This window comes from Pseudoalteromonas sp. PS5 (assembly GCF_004103255.1).
Classification (GTDB): Bacteria; Pseudomonadota; Gammaproteobacteria; order Enterobacterales; family Alteromonadaceae; genus Pseudoalteromonas; species Pseudoalteromonas peptidolytica.
Genome location: NZ_RCSQ01000096.1, coordinates 43041 through 58924, shown reverse-complemented (window position 1 = coordinate 58924; position 15884 = coordinate 43041). Strand labels below are relative to the sequence as shown.

Sequence of the window (15884 nt, the reverse complement as noted above, 5' to 3'; positions counted from 1 at the left end):
TTTTGCCTTGCCTATATGGATGTAGGTACCTTAGCGATAGCAGGACGCGGTAGCGGAGTTATCGAAAAGATTTACTCACCTCAAAATAGACTACAGTATTAAGATAATTGGTGTAAGTCGACATCAGTCACTTGTGCATATTTCCTAAATGTAAATATAGACGGCTGAGATTGCTGCGAATTCTATCCAGATTCTCAACAATGTCTATAGGTTTGGCCGCAAATATTTGCATTTTTTTAAAATGTAATTTGATAGTAATCAAAGCGCTTGTCTATACGCCGATTTCGCATATTTGCGAAGAATCCCTCAATTGAAGCGTTACATCGACTATGGTTGTCGCCGCAGGAGTTGTGCCACTGAGCTGCTCTGAGAGGGTTTGACAAGTGCGTCTACATATCTCGTTAATATCTATTTTTACACTACTCAAGGAGGGGGTCATAAACTGAGAATCAGCAAAATCATTGAAACCAATCACTTTTATATCTCTACCTGGTGAAAGTCCAATCTCCCGCATCGTATCTACAACGCCATAGGCAATAAAATCACTAAAACACATAACCGCATCTATATTACGATGAGTTTCGATCAGTTGTTTGAATGCCTTTTTGCCGGCTCGACGGTTATTTTGGACGTCAATAACAGTCGCCTGATGCTTAACGTGGTGTGATGTTAATGCACTTTGAAAACCCGCCAGTTTAGCCTGGTACTCAAAGCAGTCTTGCTCACCAAGTGCAGCAATATGTCGAGCTCCAACTTCAATCAAGTGAGAAGTTGCAAGGTGAGTCCCCTTTTTATTGTCGGGCAGAATCGAGGGGGCTTTGGCAAAAGCAATTTCTCGCATTATTGTGATGACTAAAAAACCGGAGTCATAAAGATTGTCTAGCCACTGTCGGGAAGTACCTTTGGCAGGGATCATAATGAAGGCAGAAACATTATATTCTTTAAATGCCTGTACCGCTTGCTGTTGACGTTCAATACATTCGTTCGTACTTACCAGCATGGGAACCATACCTAACGTATATACCTGCTTTTCGAGTTCAACAGCTAGTTGTGCGCACAGAGGACAAGTTAAGTCATTCATCACCAAGGCAACTAAATTGGTACGCTTACTTCTAAGTGCAGCAGCCTCTCGGTTGTAGACATAGCCCAGCTTTTCAATTGCATGTAGCACTTTGGCTTTGCTTTTATCGCTCACTTTCTCACTTTGAGTAAGCACGAGAGAGACCGTAGACTTTGAAACTTGTGCTTCTTTGGCAACATCAAAGATGGTGACATTAGCGCGTTTTTTATCATTTTTCATGCTAATTAACCTGAACTTCGGATCATGAATACTTTTCTAACATCTAGATGTGATGCTAACGGCGCTGAATTTACTCCTTCAAATTGAGCAAGTATTAAGTCAAACTGGTATTATCTGTATCAAAATTTTCAGATCGACCAGACTCACCTACTGCGACTTTTCAGGGTTAATGGTACCGCAAGTTTTCTTTACATAACATCGCAAATCTGTGCACATTTTCCAAAAATCATTATATGATCGCACAATGAACGCCCAAGATAGGTGAATACAGTGAAATTATTAAAAAAAGTTGCATTTATCATAATGATAACTGCCGTATCACAAACGGTATTTGCAAATGAACAAGGCTATATGAGGCCTTCTTCAGAACTTGCTAAGTTAGTTGATGCTCCTCTCATTCCAGCTTCAAAGTTGAGCGCTAACGGAAAATGGCTTGCGCTAATGCAGCGTAATCGAGTCCTTTCTCTTGAAGAGCTAGGTACACCGGAAAAAGCATTAGCAGGCATTAAATTTAATCCTGAGAGCTTTATGAGAACGTCCAGTCGACAATATAGCTCAATTGAATTTAAACATGTGGATACTGGGGCGCTGATCAAAGTACAGGGTCTACCTGAGGGTAAAATAAAGGCACCTAGCTGGAGTGCAGATAGCCGTTATCTGGCGTTTATTCTTGAGCAAGCGAACAGCTCTACGCTGTGGGCATTTGATATAGAAAAGCGCGCTCTGAAGCAATTAACGCAATCGACTTTAAATGGAATAGTGACCTCAACCCCTTATCAATGGCTGCCTGACAGCACTGCAATTGTTGCAAACATTGCGGTTAACCATGGCAAACAACCGAGCGAGCGTGATAGGTCGCAGTTGGCGCCAATCGTGCAGACAACATCTGGTAAAAAAGCATCGACCAGAACTTATCAAAACTTATTATCAAGCCCTTATGATATTCAGTTGTTTAAATTTTATGCTGAAGGCCAACTGATAAAAATTAACCTTAATTCAGGTGCCCAAAAAATTGGTAACCCCACCTACTTGAAAGACTTTTCAATCTCTCCTGACTCAACCAATCTAATTGTAGGCATGATGGATGACCCATTTTCTTACCAAGTACCGTATAGCCGTTTCCCTGCGGTATGGCAGGTGTGGGGCATGAGAGGGTTCCCGCTATTTGAAGTAGCAAGGCAACCTGTTGCAGACGCCTTACCCGCGGGCTTTGACAGTGTGAGAGAAGGGCCTCGTAAAATCCAGTGGCGGGACGACAAAGGGGCAACTCTTATCTGGGCTGAGGCGCAGGATGGTGGTGATATGAGCAAAGATGTTGAATATCATGACTATTTGTACACAATTAGTGCACCTTTCAAAAAAGAGCCTGAATTATTTGCAAAAGTTGAACGACGCTTTGCAAGTATTCAGTGGGCTGATAATAATGTCGCTATTTTAAATGAGTGGCGCTTTTCAGATCGTAGTGTGCGCGCTTCGATATTCTCGCCTCGCAACCCGGATATGAACCGCGTGGTGTTTTCAGAGCGAAGTTATAATGATGCCTACAAAGACCCTGGTAATTTTATTTATGAAAACAGTGATTTAGGCTCTCGTGTACTGAAGCTAGTTGGTGGTCGCTATTTATTTTTAACCGGCAATGGCGCATCTGATCAAGGCAATATCCCATTTCTAGATCGATTTGACGTAAAAACGAATACATCGACTCGGCTATGGCAATCTAGTGCACCTTATTATGAAAGAGTTCGGGCATTACTCGATGACGAAGGAATGCGGTTTGTTACTGTACGTGAGTCACGTCAAGAGCAGCCTAACTTTTTTGTCCGTGATTTACAATTTGATACGCTAGAACAGTTAACAAAGTTTCCACACCCATATCCTGCATTTAAAGGAGTTGTGAAAGAGCAAATCAAATATAAGCGCGATGATGGTGTTGAACTATCGGGTAATTTGTATTTGCCAACCAACTATGATCCCTCTAAAGGCAGAATACCGGTATTAATGTGGGCATACCCACTTGAATATAAAGATAAAGCGGTTGCTTCTCAGGTACGAGAGTCACCTTATCAATTTCCTTATATTGGTTATTGGGGACCCATGCCTTACCTTGCCAAAGGTATCGCTATTTTTGATGATCCAACTATGCCTATAGTGGGAACCGGAGACTCCGAGCCGAATGACACTTTCAGAAAGCAGCTGGTGGCAAGTGCTCAAGCTGCGGTGGATACGTTAGTTGAGAAAGGGATTGCTGACCCTGAGCGTATCGCGATTGCAGGTCATTCATACGGTGCATTTATGGTTGCGAATCTCTTAGCGCACAGTGATTTATTTGTTACCGGTATCGCACGCAGTGGTGCGTATAACCGGACACTGACTCCATTTGGTTTCCAAGGTGAGCCTCGTAGTTTTTGGGAGGCACAAGATGTGTATGCCAATATGTCACCTTTCTTCCACGCGGAAAAGATTAACGAGCCTATGTTAATGATCCATGGTGAGGAAGACCCAAATTCAGGCACTTTCCCAATGCAGTCTAAGCGGATGTTTGCTGCAATGAATGGCTTGGGTGGTAATGCAAGGTTAGTCATGTTACCTGAGGAAGGTCATGGCTATAAAGCACGAGAGAGCATCCTACATGTTCTTTGGGAGCAAGAGCAGTGGCTCGATACCTATTTGTTTCCAGAAAAAGCGCAAGAAGAGATAGAAATGTTGCCTAATGAACCGGCCGCTATTGCAACACAGGCTATTGTTGAGCAGTAAACATACTTTCATCTAAGCGCAGTACTGCGCTTAGATGAAAACTAAAAATTCGAGATAATTATTGTTTTGAGTGTATAGAAGGCTTCGCTATTGAAGCCTTTTTATGTGAGTTTATACCAATTTCCTTAATTAAGTGGTCTATTTTGAGGTGAGAAAACCTTGTCGATAACACCGCTTCCGCGTCCTGCTCACGCCGAGGTACCTACGTCCCGTAGGCAAGGCAAAAATTTCCTATTTAGTTGTTCTAAATAGGAAATCTTTAACGCGGTTAGCGTCAGATTTACACCTTCAAATTGAGCAAGTATTAAGTCTAATTGGTATTACTCTTTGCTCGATACTGAGCTGCCAACAGATGCAGTGATAACCATCAATATTGCCAGCCATTGCCATACAGTGAGTAACTCTCCCAAAATTAAAAAACCAGCCAATGCAGCAACTGCAGGCTCCACACTCATTAAGATGCTAAAACCTTGTGCTGGCATTTTTCGCAGTGCGACCATCTCTAAACTGTAGGGTAGGGCGCTTGAAAGCAGGCCGATGGCAATCCCTAACGGGATAATTGACCAATCTAGTAAAGCGGTACCTTGGGAGATCACGCCAAATGGCACAATCGCGAGCGCGGCTATACTCATACCAATGGCAACTGTTGCCCCACCAGAACTCTCACTGCCTGAGCGCTTACCATATAAAATGTACCCCGCCCAGCATGCGCCAGCAATTAACGCCAATACGACGCCTATTGGGTCAAGTCCATTTACATCACCCAGATCAGGCAATAGCAATAAAATGCCCGCAATCGCAAAGGCTACCCACAAATAATCACGTTTACGTTTAGAAGAAAATAGCGCGACCGCGAGTGGTCCGGTGAACTCTAAAGCAACTCCAATGCCTATTGGAATACGCTCTATAGCATAATAAAAAGTGATATTCATGCCGCCCAAGCACAGACCATATACAATAAGCGGCCGCCAATTTGATGGTAAGTGTCGCCAAGGTTTGAATACCAAACATAAAATTAACGCTGAAAAGCCAAGGCGATATGCGGTTGTTCCTTCAGGGCCTACGAATGGGAACAGCTGCTTGGCAATAGAAGCACCTGATTGGATTGTTATCATAGCGCACAGTAGACATAAAATCGCGATGATAAAGTCACGGTTAATGAGTGGCATTATGCCCCCTGTAGATAAAAAAGCAGGTAAAGAGTTTGCAGATGGCGTTAGTCTAATCTTCTGTAGTGAGCGGCTCAAATATTTTTGTATATTTTATTCTTTTTATTTTTCATACTCTCTAAACGTTACCTCTAGGCTGCTTTTAATTGAGGTTTACGTTTTATTTTTTACCTTTATTTTACTTGTGTTGCTGTAAATATAATTGCCACTGGTCTTCGTGTTTCTGCATACTTTTATGTTTTTTCGATTCTTGATGTGATAGCGCATCAACTTCGCTGACAAATGGGCCTGCTCTACAAATAGTACAGTGATTTGGCGCTAAGTAATGTGGCATTTGCAGTTTTGAGGTTATCGGGTGCGAGTGATTTATCGACCAGTAATAGCTGACGCCACTAGTATCCTTTACATGTTTATCTCGATCTACATTACGGATAAGATACTCAGGGAATTGTGAAATATCAAAAGTAGACTGACCGAGGTAACACAAGTCTGTGTTTGTTATCAGGCTCTGCTCTATATTCCACTCAATATAGGGCTTGACGTCTTTAGAGGTGATTATCCCAAGGTTTACACCTGCTGGGTCTAACGCATACTTTGTTGCGTTGAGTAAAAACTTTCTTAGCAACTGGCGATTTAACGTGTTTACGCTCAGTGTTTGCTGCTGGAAGCTTTCATAAGAGGCAAATGCCGGGATCAATGGAAACTGAAATATCACCGCATCAAAGCTTTGCTTAGAGAGCCTATGCCAGCAGCTCGCCTTGGTAACATCAAACTCGGTGATAATATCAATACCAATATTTGCAAGTTTATCAAATGCGTTGTCTTGGTATTTATGTTTAAGCGCACTTTCGCTGTCATAAATACTGGCAGTGAGATGAATTGGCTTTAGGTACTTTGCTAGAGAGTAAGAAAAGCTTAAATCACCATCGCCAACAGTGAGAATACGCCAGTTTTTATCAAGGATCATGGAACTGTCTAAATCAGCAAAACGGAGAGTTTACCAAATTAGGCTGGTATCTTGTAGCGGTTGGCTCTTGTCTGGGGGGATTAATACCAATTAATGAATATAATTCGTATAAATTAGATAAAATCGCCGCGGCAGCAAATGTTGCAATACCCGCAAAATACACAAAGAAACATACAGCCTATAGGTCATTTACTATGGCGTCGTATAATTTCCCTTAGTGTTAAAGCGGGTATCCGATAAAACAGTGTATCGCTTTACTTATCAATGCCCTAGCTGGTCAAGTAAGTCCATTACTTCGACACTTGCTCGTTCCATTTGATTAAGCTGCTTAACTGCGCCTTGAGGATCACCGGATTGGAATTTTCTAATTGCTTCCACGCCTGCACGGTGTACCTCTTTATGTGGCGCATCTAAACGTTTAAAGGCATTGTGAGCTCCAAATTTGTCAGCGCCTTCGCCGCTCCACCACTTTCCTAGTCGGCACATTGTATGGTCGGCAAAATCATTTACTCCCTTGTGACTATTACCGATAATCACGTTGTAAACATCCCCCTTCCACACCACATGGTCAAGCTTCACTGTTTGGATAAATGTCTGTGTTGTAGACACTAAAATTGTGTCTTTCATTGAATCACAGCATGCAACAATCCCTTCATATTCATTATTTAAATGTCCAATACTGTCGGACAGGGTAATATTGGAGGCTTGAATTTCCTCTACAGCATTCACGGTTGTGTGCGTCGTGTCGATGATTTTCTTGACGAGATCTGAAACTTCATTCGCTGATTCATTCGTGTTGGTGGCAAGTGCTCTTACTTCATCAGCTACAACAGAAAACCCTCTGCCAGCTTCGCCAGCTCTCGCCGCCTCTATGGCGGCGTTAAGCGCCAGTAAGTTAGTTTGATCTGAAATCTTAGAAATCGTGGTTACAAACGTATTTATACTATCAGCCATTTGCGACAAGCCAGAGATGTTGGCCGTCATTTTGTCCATATTTGTTCCAAGCTGATCCATGCCTACGAGTATTTTTCGTAATGCCGTTTCCGACTTAGAAAAGGCAGCGTTTACTTTCTCTATAGAATGGCTTTCTTCTTCGATCCCCATAAAGCTTGCGAGTACTGTTTCGCGGATCCCCTGCACTTGACCAAGTCCAGTCAGCGCACATTGCAGTAATTGATTATCTGTGTTGTCATTCAGAGACACCTGAGCGCTGACCACCTCTGCTTTGAGTGATTCATTTTCGGCACTTAACTGTTCATTTTGTTGTTTCAGTTGGAGCAGTTCTTGTTGCGCTTTTTCGAGCGCTTGCTGGGTCTCGTTGTTTGTAAATAGCTTTGCAAACACTGCACATTCCCCTATAACTTAATATTAACGATAGCTTAGCAATTATTGTGTATTAGTGCTACAAATTTAGTGAGGGCAGCAAGTCAACTGATGATTCTTACTGCAAAAAAGTCAGTTCTTGTTTACAAATTTACCGCTTTTGGGTCTTTTAGCCTCTAGAGCTGGAACGAAGAGATTTACCTTTCTTATCACCATACATTTGTTTATCTGCTTCATGGATAAGTAAATCAGCTTGCTTTGCAGGGTCGACCATAACCTGTCCTATACTGACATTGATATTGTATTCAAGCAGCCCGTTTAGTAATGCACTTCTGATTTCATCTAGGTTAGGCAGCTCACAATCCACATAAGCAATGAATTCATCCCCTCCTATCCGAAAGCAATGTGACAAACCAAAGTATTGCTGCATATTTTGTGTGAAGCTAATGAGTACCTTGTCTCCAACGTGATGCCCATACGTGTCATTTACTTGTTTAAAGTTATCGACATCGAGATAGAGTAACCATAGACCCGCAAACTTATGTGCTTGTAGCCCTTCGAAGCAAGCTTTGCGACTGCCCACTCCGGTCATCGAGTCGTGATTTGCTTCGTAACGCATCTGCTGTTCGAGCTGCCTTCTTCTTTCCACTTCTGCTTTTAGCTTGTAAACGTCTTTACGCTTTTCTTTGATCATGCGATAAAAGCCGACACTTATTAATAAAAAACCTAGATTTTTCAAAGATGTATCTAAGCCTAAAATAGGCAGATTAGTGTTGCCGATAAAGCTGTCAAAAATATCCAGTAGTAAGCCAACGGAATAAACAAGTAATGCTATACGTAATAGTTTATTGACGACTTCTTTGGTAATGATAAAAAATAACGTGAACGAAACAGCAAACCAAAAAAGCTCCTCGAAACTCTCGTAATCTGTGTGACCATTGGTGTACATAAACACCGCTAACGCGATATTCACTATCCAGAACAGTAGCAATGGAACTGCCGTTTTTATCAAAGTAATTTAGCTCGCTATGGTTCGCCTACAGTTAGTTATAGTTAATGGGTCATGGGACGCAAGTTTCCTAAGCGCTGAGTTCAAGGGCTTGAGAAATCATAAATAGGTGCCCGACGAAAACCATTGCGCTTAGCACGGTGCGCATTTTCTGGTAATCCTTATGGTATTCTTTCCACATTGGGGATAAACGTTCAATCAGATAGACCAGCCAGTAAGCCACGGATAAGTATACCAATGACCACTCGAGCGTTAGAAAACTCAGTAGCGGATAGGGGATCACAACAACAACAGCCAGTATTGCTTGGCTTTGCGTTTGTTGACCTGCACGCCATAAACTGCCAGCCATAAAGGCTAAAATACCAAAACTATAAAATTGAAACGCTTGTACTGTGTTAGCTGATGCGCCGGTCATTAAGGTCCATGCAATACAGGCAAGAAAGGGAACAAAACCAAGGTAGCCAAGTTGGATATGATTAAAATAGGGGTGCATAGTAACGCTCTGTTATATCTGATGATTGGATCATACCGTATTTACAGTACTTTTATACTCTTATGCTAAATTAGTTGATCACTCAAAAAGCTATTATCAGTTTTTTCGATTACAGTGATTCAAACAATCCATTTTATTTAAATATCACTTCCCCTTATCTTTGTACTCAAGCCAAGGCGAATAGCAATCGCCAACATTAATTCAAACTAAACAACAGTGAGGAAAGCGATGAGCACTTCATTAATCAACACAAAAATTAAACCTTTTAACGCAACAGCATACCATGGTGGCGACTTCGTAGAAGTTTCTGAGCAAGACCTATTAGGTAAATGGTCAATCGTATTCTTCTACCCAGCGGATTTCACTTTTGTATGTCCGACAGAGCTTGGTGATTTAGCTGATTATTACGCACAGCTTCAAGAAATGGGTGTTGAAGTGTATTCAGTATCAACAGACACACACTTCACACACAAAGCGTGGCATGACGCGTCAGAAACAATTAAGAAAATCCAGTTTCCTATGATTGGCGACCCAACAGGCCGCATTACTCGTAACTTCGGTGTAATGATCGAAGAGGAAGGGTTAGCGCTTCGTGGTACTTTTGTAATCAACCCTGAGGGTGAAATCAAAGTTATTGAAACGCATGACCTAGGTATCGGTCGCAGCGCTAAAGAGCTAGTACGTAAAGTACAAGCTGCTCAATACATCGCATCTCATGATGGAGAAGTATGTCCAGCGTCTTGGCAGCCAGGTGAAGAAACATTAGCACCTTCACTAGACCTAGTTGGCAAAATCTAAATTGTCATAGGGAGTGCAGTGTGCACTCCCAAATCAACCATCCAGATGAACAGAGTTCATTGTTTTTGCGAATTTTTACTGTAGTTTCTGCAGAGGGTTACCATTTATGTTAGACAACCAAATTAAAACTCAACTACAAAGCCACTTTAGCTCTCTACAACGTCCGATTGAACTCGTCATTAGTCTTGATGACAGTAAAAAATCGCAAGAGCTAAAAGAGTTAGCGCAAGATTTAGCGTCTCTGAGCGATAAAATTTCACTATCTGAATCGAGTGAAGGCGAGCGCGTACCACAAATGTCAGTTCGCGGCGTAGACACAAAGAGTGAAATTACGTTTGCAGGCGTACCTATGGGGCATGAATTTACTAGCTTGGTTCTTGCATTATTGCACTCAGGCGGGCATGCCACTAAAGCATCGGCAGACGATCTCGAACTGATCAAGAGTATTGATAACCCATTGAACTTTGAGATGTACATTTCACTGAGCTGCCAAACCTGTCCACAAGTCGTGCAGGCATTGAATCTCATGGCGGCTGTTAATCCAAATATTACCACTACCATGATTGATGGTGCTTTGTTCCAAGAGGAAGTCGAATCACGCAACATCATGGCTGTGCCAACCGTATACTTAAATGGTGAGCAATTCAGTCAAGGCGCAGTAAGCCTAAGCGATATTTTACTTAAACTTGATAGCAAAGCTGGCGAAAAACAAGCAGCTGTACTTAACAACAAGGACGTGTTTGATGTGCTCGTTGTTGGTGGCGGCCCTGCTGGCGCATCAGCTGCTATTTATGCCGCTCGTAAAGGACTAAATACCGGTGTTGTGGCTGAACGCTTTGGTGGTCAAGTTGCGGATACTTTAGGCATTGAGAACTTTATCTCTGTACAAAAAACCGAAGGCCCTAAACTGGTTGCACAGTTAGAAGAGCATGTTAACCAATATGGCGTTGATGTGATGAAGAACCAGCGTGCAGCGGCGATTAACAAAGGCGAAACCATTGATATCACTCTTGAAAGCGGTGCAGTGTTAAAAGCTAAATCGGTGGTAGTGGCAACGGGAGCGCGTTGGAGAAGTATGAATGTACCTGGTGAATCCGAATATAAAGGAAGAGGGGTTGCCTATTGTCCGCACTGTGATGGTCCGTTATTTAAGGGGAAACCTGTAGCGGTAATTGGTGGCGGTAATTCGGGTATAGAAGCTGCCATCGACTTGGCAAATATTGTTGAGCATGTCACGGTATTAGAGTTTGCCGATACACTTAGAGCTGACGAAGTGCTGATCAAAAAAGCTAACAGCCTTACGAATATTACCATTATCAAAAACGCACAAACCACTGAAGTCGTTGGAGATGGTAACAAAGTAACCGGTCTTAACTATATAGACAGGGTAAGCGGTGACACTCATTCGTTAGCACTCGCTGGCATCTTTGTACAAATTGGGCTGGTGCCAAATACTGAATGGTTAAAATCGAGTGAAGTCGAACTTGGTCGCTTTGGTGAAATTGAAATTGACAGCAAAGGGGCGACAAGTTTAGCGGGCGTTTACGCGGCAGGCGATGCAACCACCACACCGTTTAAGCAAATTATTATTGCGATGGGTGGGGGAGCGACAGCAAGTTTAGGCGCTTTTGATTATCTAATTCGGTTAGGACAAGACGACGAGCAAGCTGCTTAAGTATTTGCATTATCACAAAGAATCATTGCAACTATACACCCATGCAATGCTCCCAAGCCACACTCCAGCAGTGTGGCTTTTTTATTTATCCCTCCTCCCAGCTTAAGCTGTCAGCATTTGTTTTACACATAGGGTAGCGAAATGATAAGAGCAGTCATCGCAGCACGACTAAAAGTGATTTTTATCCCTATATTTGCATCAATGTGTCTGTTTTTCCGCTGTGAAATGGCTTTTCTATGCTCCAACAGTCTTTTAGTAAATAGCAAAAATAAAGCAACTCAATCGAATTTTTAGTTTAAATAACTTATAACCGTATGATTAATATGGATTTATTGTTTATGAAAAGGTTTGGTTTTGTTTTTGTAGTGTTAATTTTAAGGTTTGTTTTATTTTAAATTATTTCACAACCGTTGCTGTGGTGTGAATGTTTCTATATCTTGACCAGCCTTAATTGTAATGTGAATGAAACTTCAATGTAACAATGAGGGGGATAACACAATGGATAGAACACAGGAATTAACAAGCAACTACACTGAATCACAAGATACAGCAAGCTGGTACACCTATCAAAGCTACGTAGAGTCAAGTGCAAGAACGTATTCGCGAGTTATCGATAAAGTCATCGTCTCTGGTAAAGGTTCAATCCTTACCGATGCTGATGGAAAAGAATATGTCGATCTTTTAGCTTGTGCAGGGACATTAGCACTGGGTCATAACAATCCAGAAATTAAACAAGAGCTAATTAAGTACCTTCATACAGATGAAGTGATGCAAGGATTGGATATTTTAACACCCGCAAAATATGCGTTTACTAAAGAGTTATTGGGTTTACTGCCAGAAAAGTTTCGTGATGAAGCACGTATCCAATTTTGCGGCCCATCTGGCGCAGATGCCACTGAAGCTGCGGTTAAGCTATTCAAAACTGCAACAAAACGTCGCACGGTACTTGCGTTTCATGGTGGGTATCACGGTATGACAGCCGGTGCATTATCACTTACCGGTAATCTCAGTGCCAAAGATGCTGTAGCGTCATTGATGCCTGATGTGCATTATCTTCCTTTCCCTTATGACTATCGCTCACCTTACTTGGTACAAGGTGACGAGTTAATAGAGACTTCTTTACACCATATTGAAACCGTCTTTAGCGACCCAGAAAGCGGTATAACCAAGCCTGCTGCTGTGATATTAGAGGCAATCCAGGGGGAAGGTGGCTGTATTCCTGCCCCTGCCAAGTGGCTCAAAGGCTTACGTCAATTGTGTGATGAATACGATATTCCGCTGATTTTCGATGAAATTCAGTGCGGTTTCGCTCGCTCTGGTGATTTATTCGCCTTTCAAAGTGCTGACATCATGCCGGATGCGATTTTACTATCAAAAGCACTTGGTGGCGGCATGCCAATGTCAGTTGTTGTGTATCGTGAAAAATATGATCACTGGAAACCTGGTGCGCACACCGGCACCTTCCGAGGAAACCAGTTGGCGATGATTGCAGGTCGCAAAGGTATGGAAATTATCCGTCGTGATAAATTGGCCGAAGCTGCTCAAAAAAAAGGGACATGGCTTAAAGCCGAGTTGGAAAAACTGAAGCAAAAGTACACCTTTATCGGGGATGTTAGGGGGCGGGGCTTGATGTTAGGAGTTGAAATTATTCACCCAAACACAGCCAGATCACCAAAGCACCCTGATTTGGGCGATGGCTCATTGGCTTCAGCAATCAAAAAACAATGCTTTGCCAATGGCTTGATTTTAGAAACTGGTGGTCGCTTTGGGGCTGTATTGCGCTTATTACCAGCTTTAACTATCTCGATGGATGAGCTCGAGCGTGCGCTTGAACTGCTTGATCTTAGCATGAGTCAACTAGCGCAGGGGTAAGTAAGATGAATTGTCCCGTTGTCATGAAGTTTGGCGGTGCATCATTGGGATGTGCTGAATCGATATTACGTGTCGCAAGGCTTATCCAGCAACAGCAGAAGCACACTCGAGTCATCGTGATAGTGTCAGGCTGTGGCAACGTGACAAATGATCTTGAAACCATTCTTGCTGACCCACACAAACCGAGCCAAAAACGCGCATTAGAACAAGTCAAGTTGTTCCACAGTGAATTACTTCGGCAATGCGCCCTAACTTTACAGGCAGAGCCTGAACTCACCGCCACCCAACATGTGATTTATGATCTATGTGACCACGCACTTGAGCTGCTTGATTATCCGGAGGTGGCTCATGATGACTTACTCACACTCGGCGAGCGGCTGAGCGCACAGATCATGATCGGTGTTTTACGTGTATTAGGGCTCAGTTGTGGCTATTTGGATGCCACAGAGTTTATTCATTTATGCGGTGAAAAATCCGAACATCAGCCAGCCATTGAGAAGATCAGTCGTTTGTTGCAACAGGTTGCGAGACAAGCCAAGCACGTTAATGTCAGTGAAGGCTTTATTGCTCGCGCGGAAGATGGACAAATCGCCACATTAGGTCGCAATGGCTCAGATACAACTGCAGCAATCTGGGCTGTTGCGTTAAATGCAAGTCGCCTTGAAATTTGGAAAGAAGTAAAAGGGTTATGTAATGCCGATCCTAACATTATTCCAGAAGCCAATTTAATCACCGATATTGCGTTTGACGATCTGTGTGTTTTATCACAATTTGGTGCATCTGTGATCCATTACCCCGCGTTACAATTATTGCGACAACAGCGCTTAATACTTTCGCTAAAGTGTCCAAAAAATCCAAACACGCCAAAAGCCACTCATATTCATTTTGGTGGCGAGCGCCCCCCTGTAAGTGCATTAGCACTATTGAGTGGCGTGCAAGTCTTGCCCCATGGCGAACACCTAGGACTATTTTGTGTTGATAAAGGTGCCGCTGAACTGCGTTTTGTTATGGAATTATTCCTACAAAACAAAATATTACATGCTCTTCAAAAGATACAGAAAAGTCAAAGCCTGTTGCTGCTTACGTTATTCAGCAATCAGTTTGCTATTGATATTCAGGCGTTAAAAAGTCAGCTATCCAAGCACGGGATATCGGTATTGGCAGTGTGTTCCGATGGTGCCAACGAATGCGTGAATCTCGTTATTGTCGCGGAAGAAAAAGCGCAAGCAATGCGGATTGCGCATGCCCAGTTACGCCAGCAAATTACACAAAGTCAATGTATAGAAGTGAACGATGCAGTATAGAACCTTGTTTTTTATTTTGATTTTATTCCTAGGTATATCAATGAGCCAAGCACAAGTTGACCCAGCGATAAACGCTTGGGCACCGAAACTAGAAGCCATCACCGAGAAGCAGCAAAGCACTTTAAACGACATTTATCGTCATATGTTAGCTGGCAACTTTACGTTGGCTGAAACCGAGTTGGCAAAGCTATATAAGGAAGTCCCGCAAGTATTACCGCAGTGGCTTGCGTTGCTGACTGAGCAACAGCAATACGAAAAGATCCGCAAGTTAGTTGACGAGGGAATTGTCTCCCCTACGCATAGTAGTGCTGTGATAGCCAACACGCTCGCTTCTGGCTCTTTACCACAACTTTACTTCGAACAATCACAAGCCTCCATCCCGTTGCAAGGCCACTGGTTAGTGCCTCTGCCAAGAGTAAAGCTGAGGCTAAATGGACATGAATTCTACTTTGTGCTCGATACCGGTGCTTCTCAAAGTCTAGTGACAGACAAAGTGGTGAAGCAATTACAACTTGATATTGCCTCACAGCAGCAAGTCGAAATCGATACTGCAACTGCAAATACAGTCAAGGCTGACTTAGTGCGCTTGCCACCGTTTCAGCTCGGTCCGGTTAAAGCCCAAGATCAGCTTGCGCTCGTTGTTGATCACACTGAACTCGAACAGCGGTTTTTGGGGATTAATTGGTATCAACTTGATGGCATTATCGGCTGGCCAATTATAAAAGCATTGGATTTAACGCTTGATTTTGAAGAACAAATCGCTGAAATCAAAAAGCCTGCGCTGCAGCAAGAGAAAAGCGGAAATCTCGTCTGGCTGTTTGACGACCCTATGGTGATCACCAAGGCAAACAATACAAATCAACTCTGGTTTTTAGATACCGGCGCAATGGAGAGTCAAATCACCAGAGATTACTTAAGTCCCGAACAATACCAATCCATTACGTGGAAAGAGCGAAAGTTTAATGGGTTAGGGGGAAAAGGGGCGGTGGAGAAAACCGCTAAATTTGGCCCTATCAGCATCCATTTTCCATCGATCACACAGCATTTTAAAAAACTGACGGTACGTGCCGACCATCAAGATTGCAGCCATAGTCGTTGCGATGGTCGATTGGGTGTCGACACCGCAGACAGCCTTCGCATGCATATTAATTTTCACGCCGCCAGTTTTGACATTCGCCATAAACACTGAGCTTCCCTAGGAACGTTTTACTCACGGAATA

Annotated in this window: 12 protein-coding genes; 6 read left to right on the top strand and 6 right to left on the bottom strand. The window is 42.8% G+C overall.

Features of this window, described 5'->3' with window-relative positions; genetic code table 11:
- Nucleotides 1-271: 271 nt before the first annotated feature.
- Nucleotides 272-1300: a LacI family DNA-binding transcriptional regulator gene (locus D9603_RS13220; RefSeq protein WP_128731662.1), complete on the bottom strand. Its 1029-nt coding sequence runs from the start codon at nucleotides 1298-1300 to the stop codon at nucleotides 272-274.
- A 303-nt stretch (nucleotides 1301-1603) separates the two neighbouring features.
- Between D9603_RS13220 and D9603_RS13215 the strand changes: the two genes are divergently transcribed.
- The gene (locus D9603_RS13215; RefSeq protein WP_194086968.1) at nucleotides 1604-4054 is read left to right on the top strand and encodes a prolyl oligopeptidase family serine peptidase; all 2451 of its coding nucleotides are present in this window, start codon (nucleotides 1604-1606) and stop codon (nucleotides 4052-4054) included.
- Nucleotides 4055-4374: 320 nt separating this feature from the next.
- Here D9603_RS13215 and D9603_RS13210 read toward each other — a convergent pair whose 3' ends face one another.
- From D9603_RS13210 to D9603_RS13190, 5 genes are all read right to left on the bottom strand, one after another.
- Complete coding sequence (locus tag D9603_RS13210; protein ID WP_128731660.1) at nucleotides 4375-5223, bottom strand: DMT family transporter; 849 nt, start codon at nucleotides 5221-5223, stop codon at nucleotides 4375-4377.
- 178 nt (nucleotides 5224-5401) lie between these two features.
- On the bottom strand, nucleotides 5402-6190 hold the full coding sequence (locus D9603_RS13205; RefSeq protein WP_128731659.1) for a class I SAM-dependent methyltransferase: 789 nt from the start codon (nucleotides 6188-6190) through the stop codon (nucleotides 5402-5404).
- A gap of 261 nt (nucleotides 6191-6451) precedes the next feature.
- The gene (locus tag D9603_RS13200) at nucleotides 6452-7534 is read right to left on the bottom strand and encodes a methyl-accepting chemotaxis protein (protein WP_128731658.1); all 1083 of its coding nucleotides are present in this window, start codon (nucleotides 7532-7534) and stop codon (nucleotides 6452-6454) included.
- A gap of 148 nt (nucleotides 7535-7682) precedes the next feature.
- Nucleotides 7683-8525 carry a GGDEF domain-containing protein gene (locus D9603_RS13195; protein WP_241651658.1) on the bottom strand — a complete coding sequence of 281 codons (843 nt, stop codon included), beginning with the start codon at nucleotides 8523-8525 and terminating at the stop codon, nucleotides 7683-7685.
- Nucleotides 8526-8592: 67 nt separating this feature from the next.
- On the bottom strand, nucleotides 8593-9015 hold the full coding sequence (locus tag D9603_RS13190) for a DUF3429 domain-containing protein (protein ID WP_125251726.1): 423 nt from the start codon (nucleotides 9013-9015) through the stop codon (nucleotides 8593-8595).
- A 228-nt stretch (nucleotides 9016-9243) separates the two neighbouring features.
- Here D9603_RS13190 and ahpC point away from each other — a divergent pair, with 228 nt between their 5' ends.
- The 5 genes from ahpC (at nucleotide 9244) to D9603_RS13165 (ending at nucleotide 15853) form a co-directional block, all read left to right on the top strand.
- Entirely contained in the window at nucleotides 9244-9813 is a 570-nt protein-coding gene (gene ahpC / locus D9603_RS13185; RefSeq protein WP_125251725.1) for an alkyl hydroperoxide reductase subunit C, read from the top strand.
- Nucleotides 9814-9919: 106 nt separating this feature from the next.
- Entirely contained in the window at nucleotides 9920-11488 is a 1569-nt protein-coding gene (ahpF, locus tag D9603_RS13180; RefSeq protein WP_128731657.1) for an alkyl hydroperoxide reductase subunit F, read from the top strand.
- 498 nt (nucleotides 11489-11986) lie between these two features.
- Nucleotides 11987-13360 (top strand): diaminobutyrate--2-oxoglutarate transaminase family protein, encoded by a 1374-nt coding sequence (locus tag D9603_RS13175; protein WP_128731656.1) that lies wholly within the window; start codon nucleotides 11987-11989, stop codon nucleotides 13358-13360.
- Nucleotides 13361-13365: 5 nt separating this feature from the next.
- Nucleotides 13366-14664 (top strand): hypothetical protein, encoded by a 1299-nt coding sequence (locus tag D9603_RS13170; protein WP_128731655.1) that lies wholly within the window; start codon nucleotides 13366-13368, stop codon nucleotides 14662-14664.
- Between the two features lie 40 nt (nucleotides 14665-14704).
- On the top strand, nucleotides 14705-15853 hold the full coding sequence (locus D9603_RS13165) for a retropepsin-like aspartic protease (RefSeq protein WP_161972745.1): 1149 nt from the start codon (nucleotides 14705-14707) through the stop codon (nucleotides 15851-15853).
- Nucleotides 15854-15884: the final 31 nt, after the last annotated feature.

Bases quoted from the DNA above. Each gene is read 5' to 3' on its own strand.
- D9603_RS13170 (WP_128731655.1), top strand. From the start codon at position 13,366: ATGAATTGTCCCGTTGTCATGAAGTTTGGCGGTGCATCATTGGGATGT.
- ahpF (WP_128731657.1), top strand. From the start codon at position 9,920: ATGTTAGACAACCAAATTAAAACTCAACTACAAAGCCACTTTAGCTCT.
- D9603_RS13220 (WP_128731662.1), bottom strand. From the start codon at position 1,300: ATGAAAAATGATAAAAAACGCGCTAATGTCACCATCTTTGATGTTGCC.
- D9603_RS13175 (WP_128731656.1), top strand. From the start codon at position 11,987: ATGGATAGAACACAGGAATTAACAAGCAACTACACTGAATCACAAGAT.
- D9603_RS13205 (WP_128731659.1), bottom strand. From the start codon at position 6,190: ATGATCCTTGATAAAAACTGGCGTATTCTCACTGTTGGCGATGGTGAT.
- D9603_RS13165 (WP_161972745.1), top strand. From the start codon at position 14,705: ATGAGCCAAGCACAAGTTGACCCAGCGATAAACGCTTGGGCACCGAAA.
- D9603_RS13210 (WP_128731660.1), bottom strand. From the start codon at position 5,223: ATGCCACTCATTAACCGTGACTTTATCATCGCGATTTTATGTCTACTG.
- ahpC (WP_125251725.1), top strand. From the start codon at position 9,244: ATGAGCACTTCATTAATCAACACAAAAATTAAACCTTTTAACGCAACA.
- D9603_RS13215 (WP_194086968.1), top strand. From the start codon at position 1,604: ATGATAACTGCCGTATCACAAACGGTATTTGCAAATGAACAAGGCTAT.
- D9603_RS13190 (WP_125251726.1), bottom strand. From the start codon at position 9,015: ATGCACCCCTATTTTAATCATATCCAACTTGGCTACCTTGGTTTTGTT.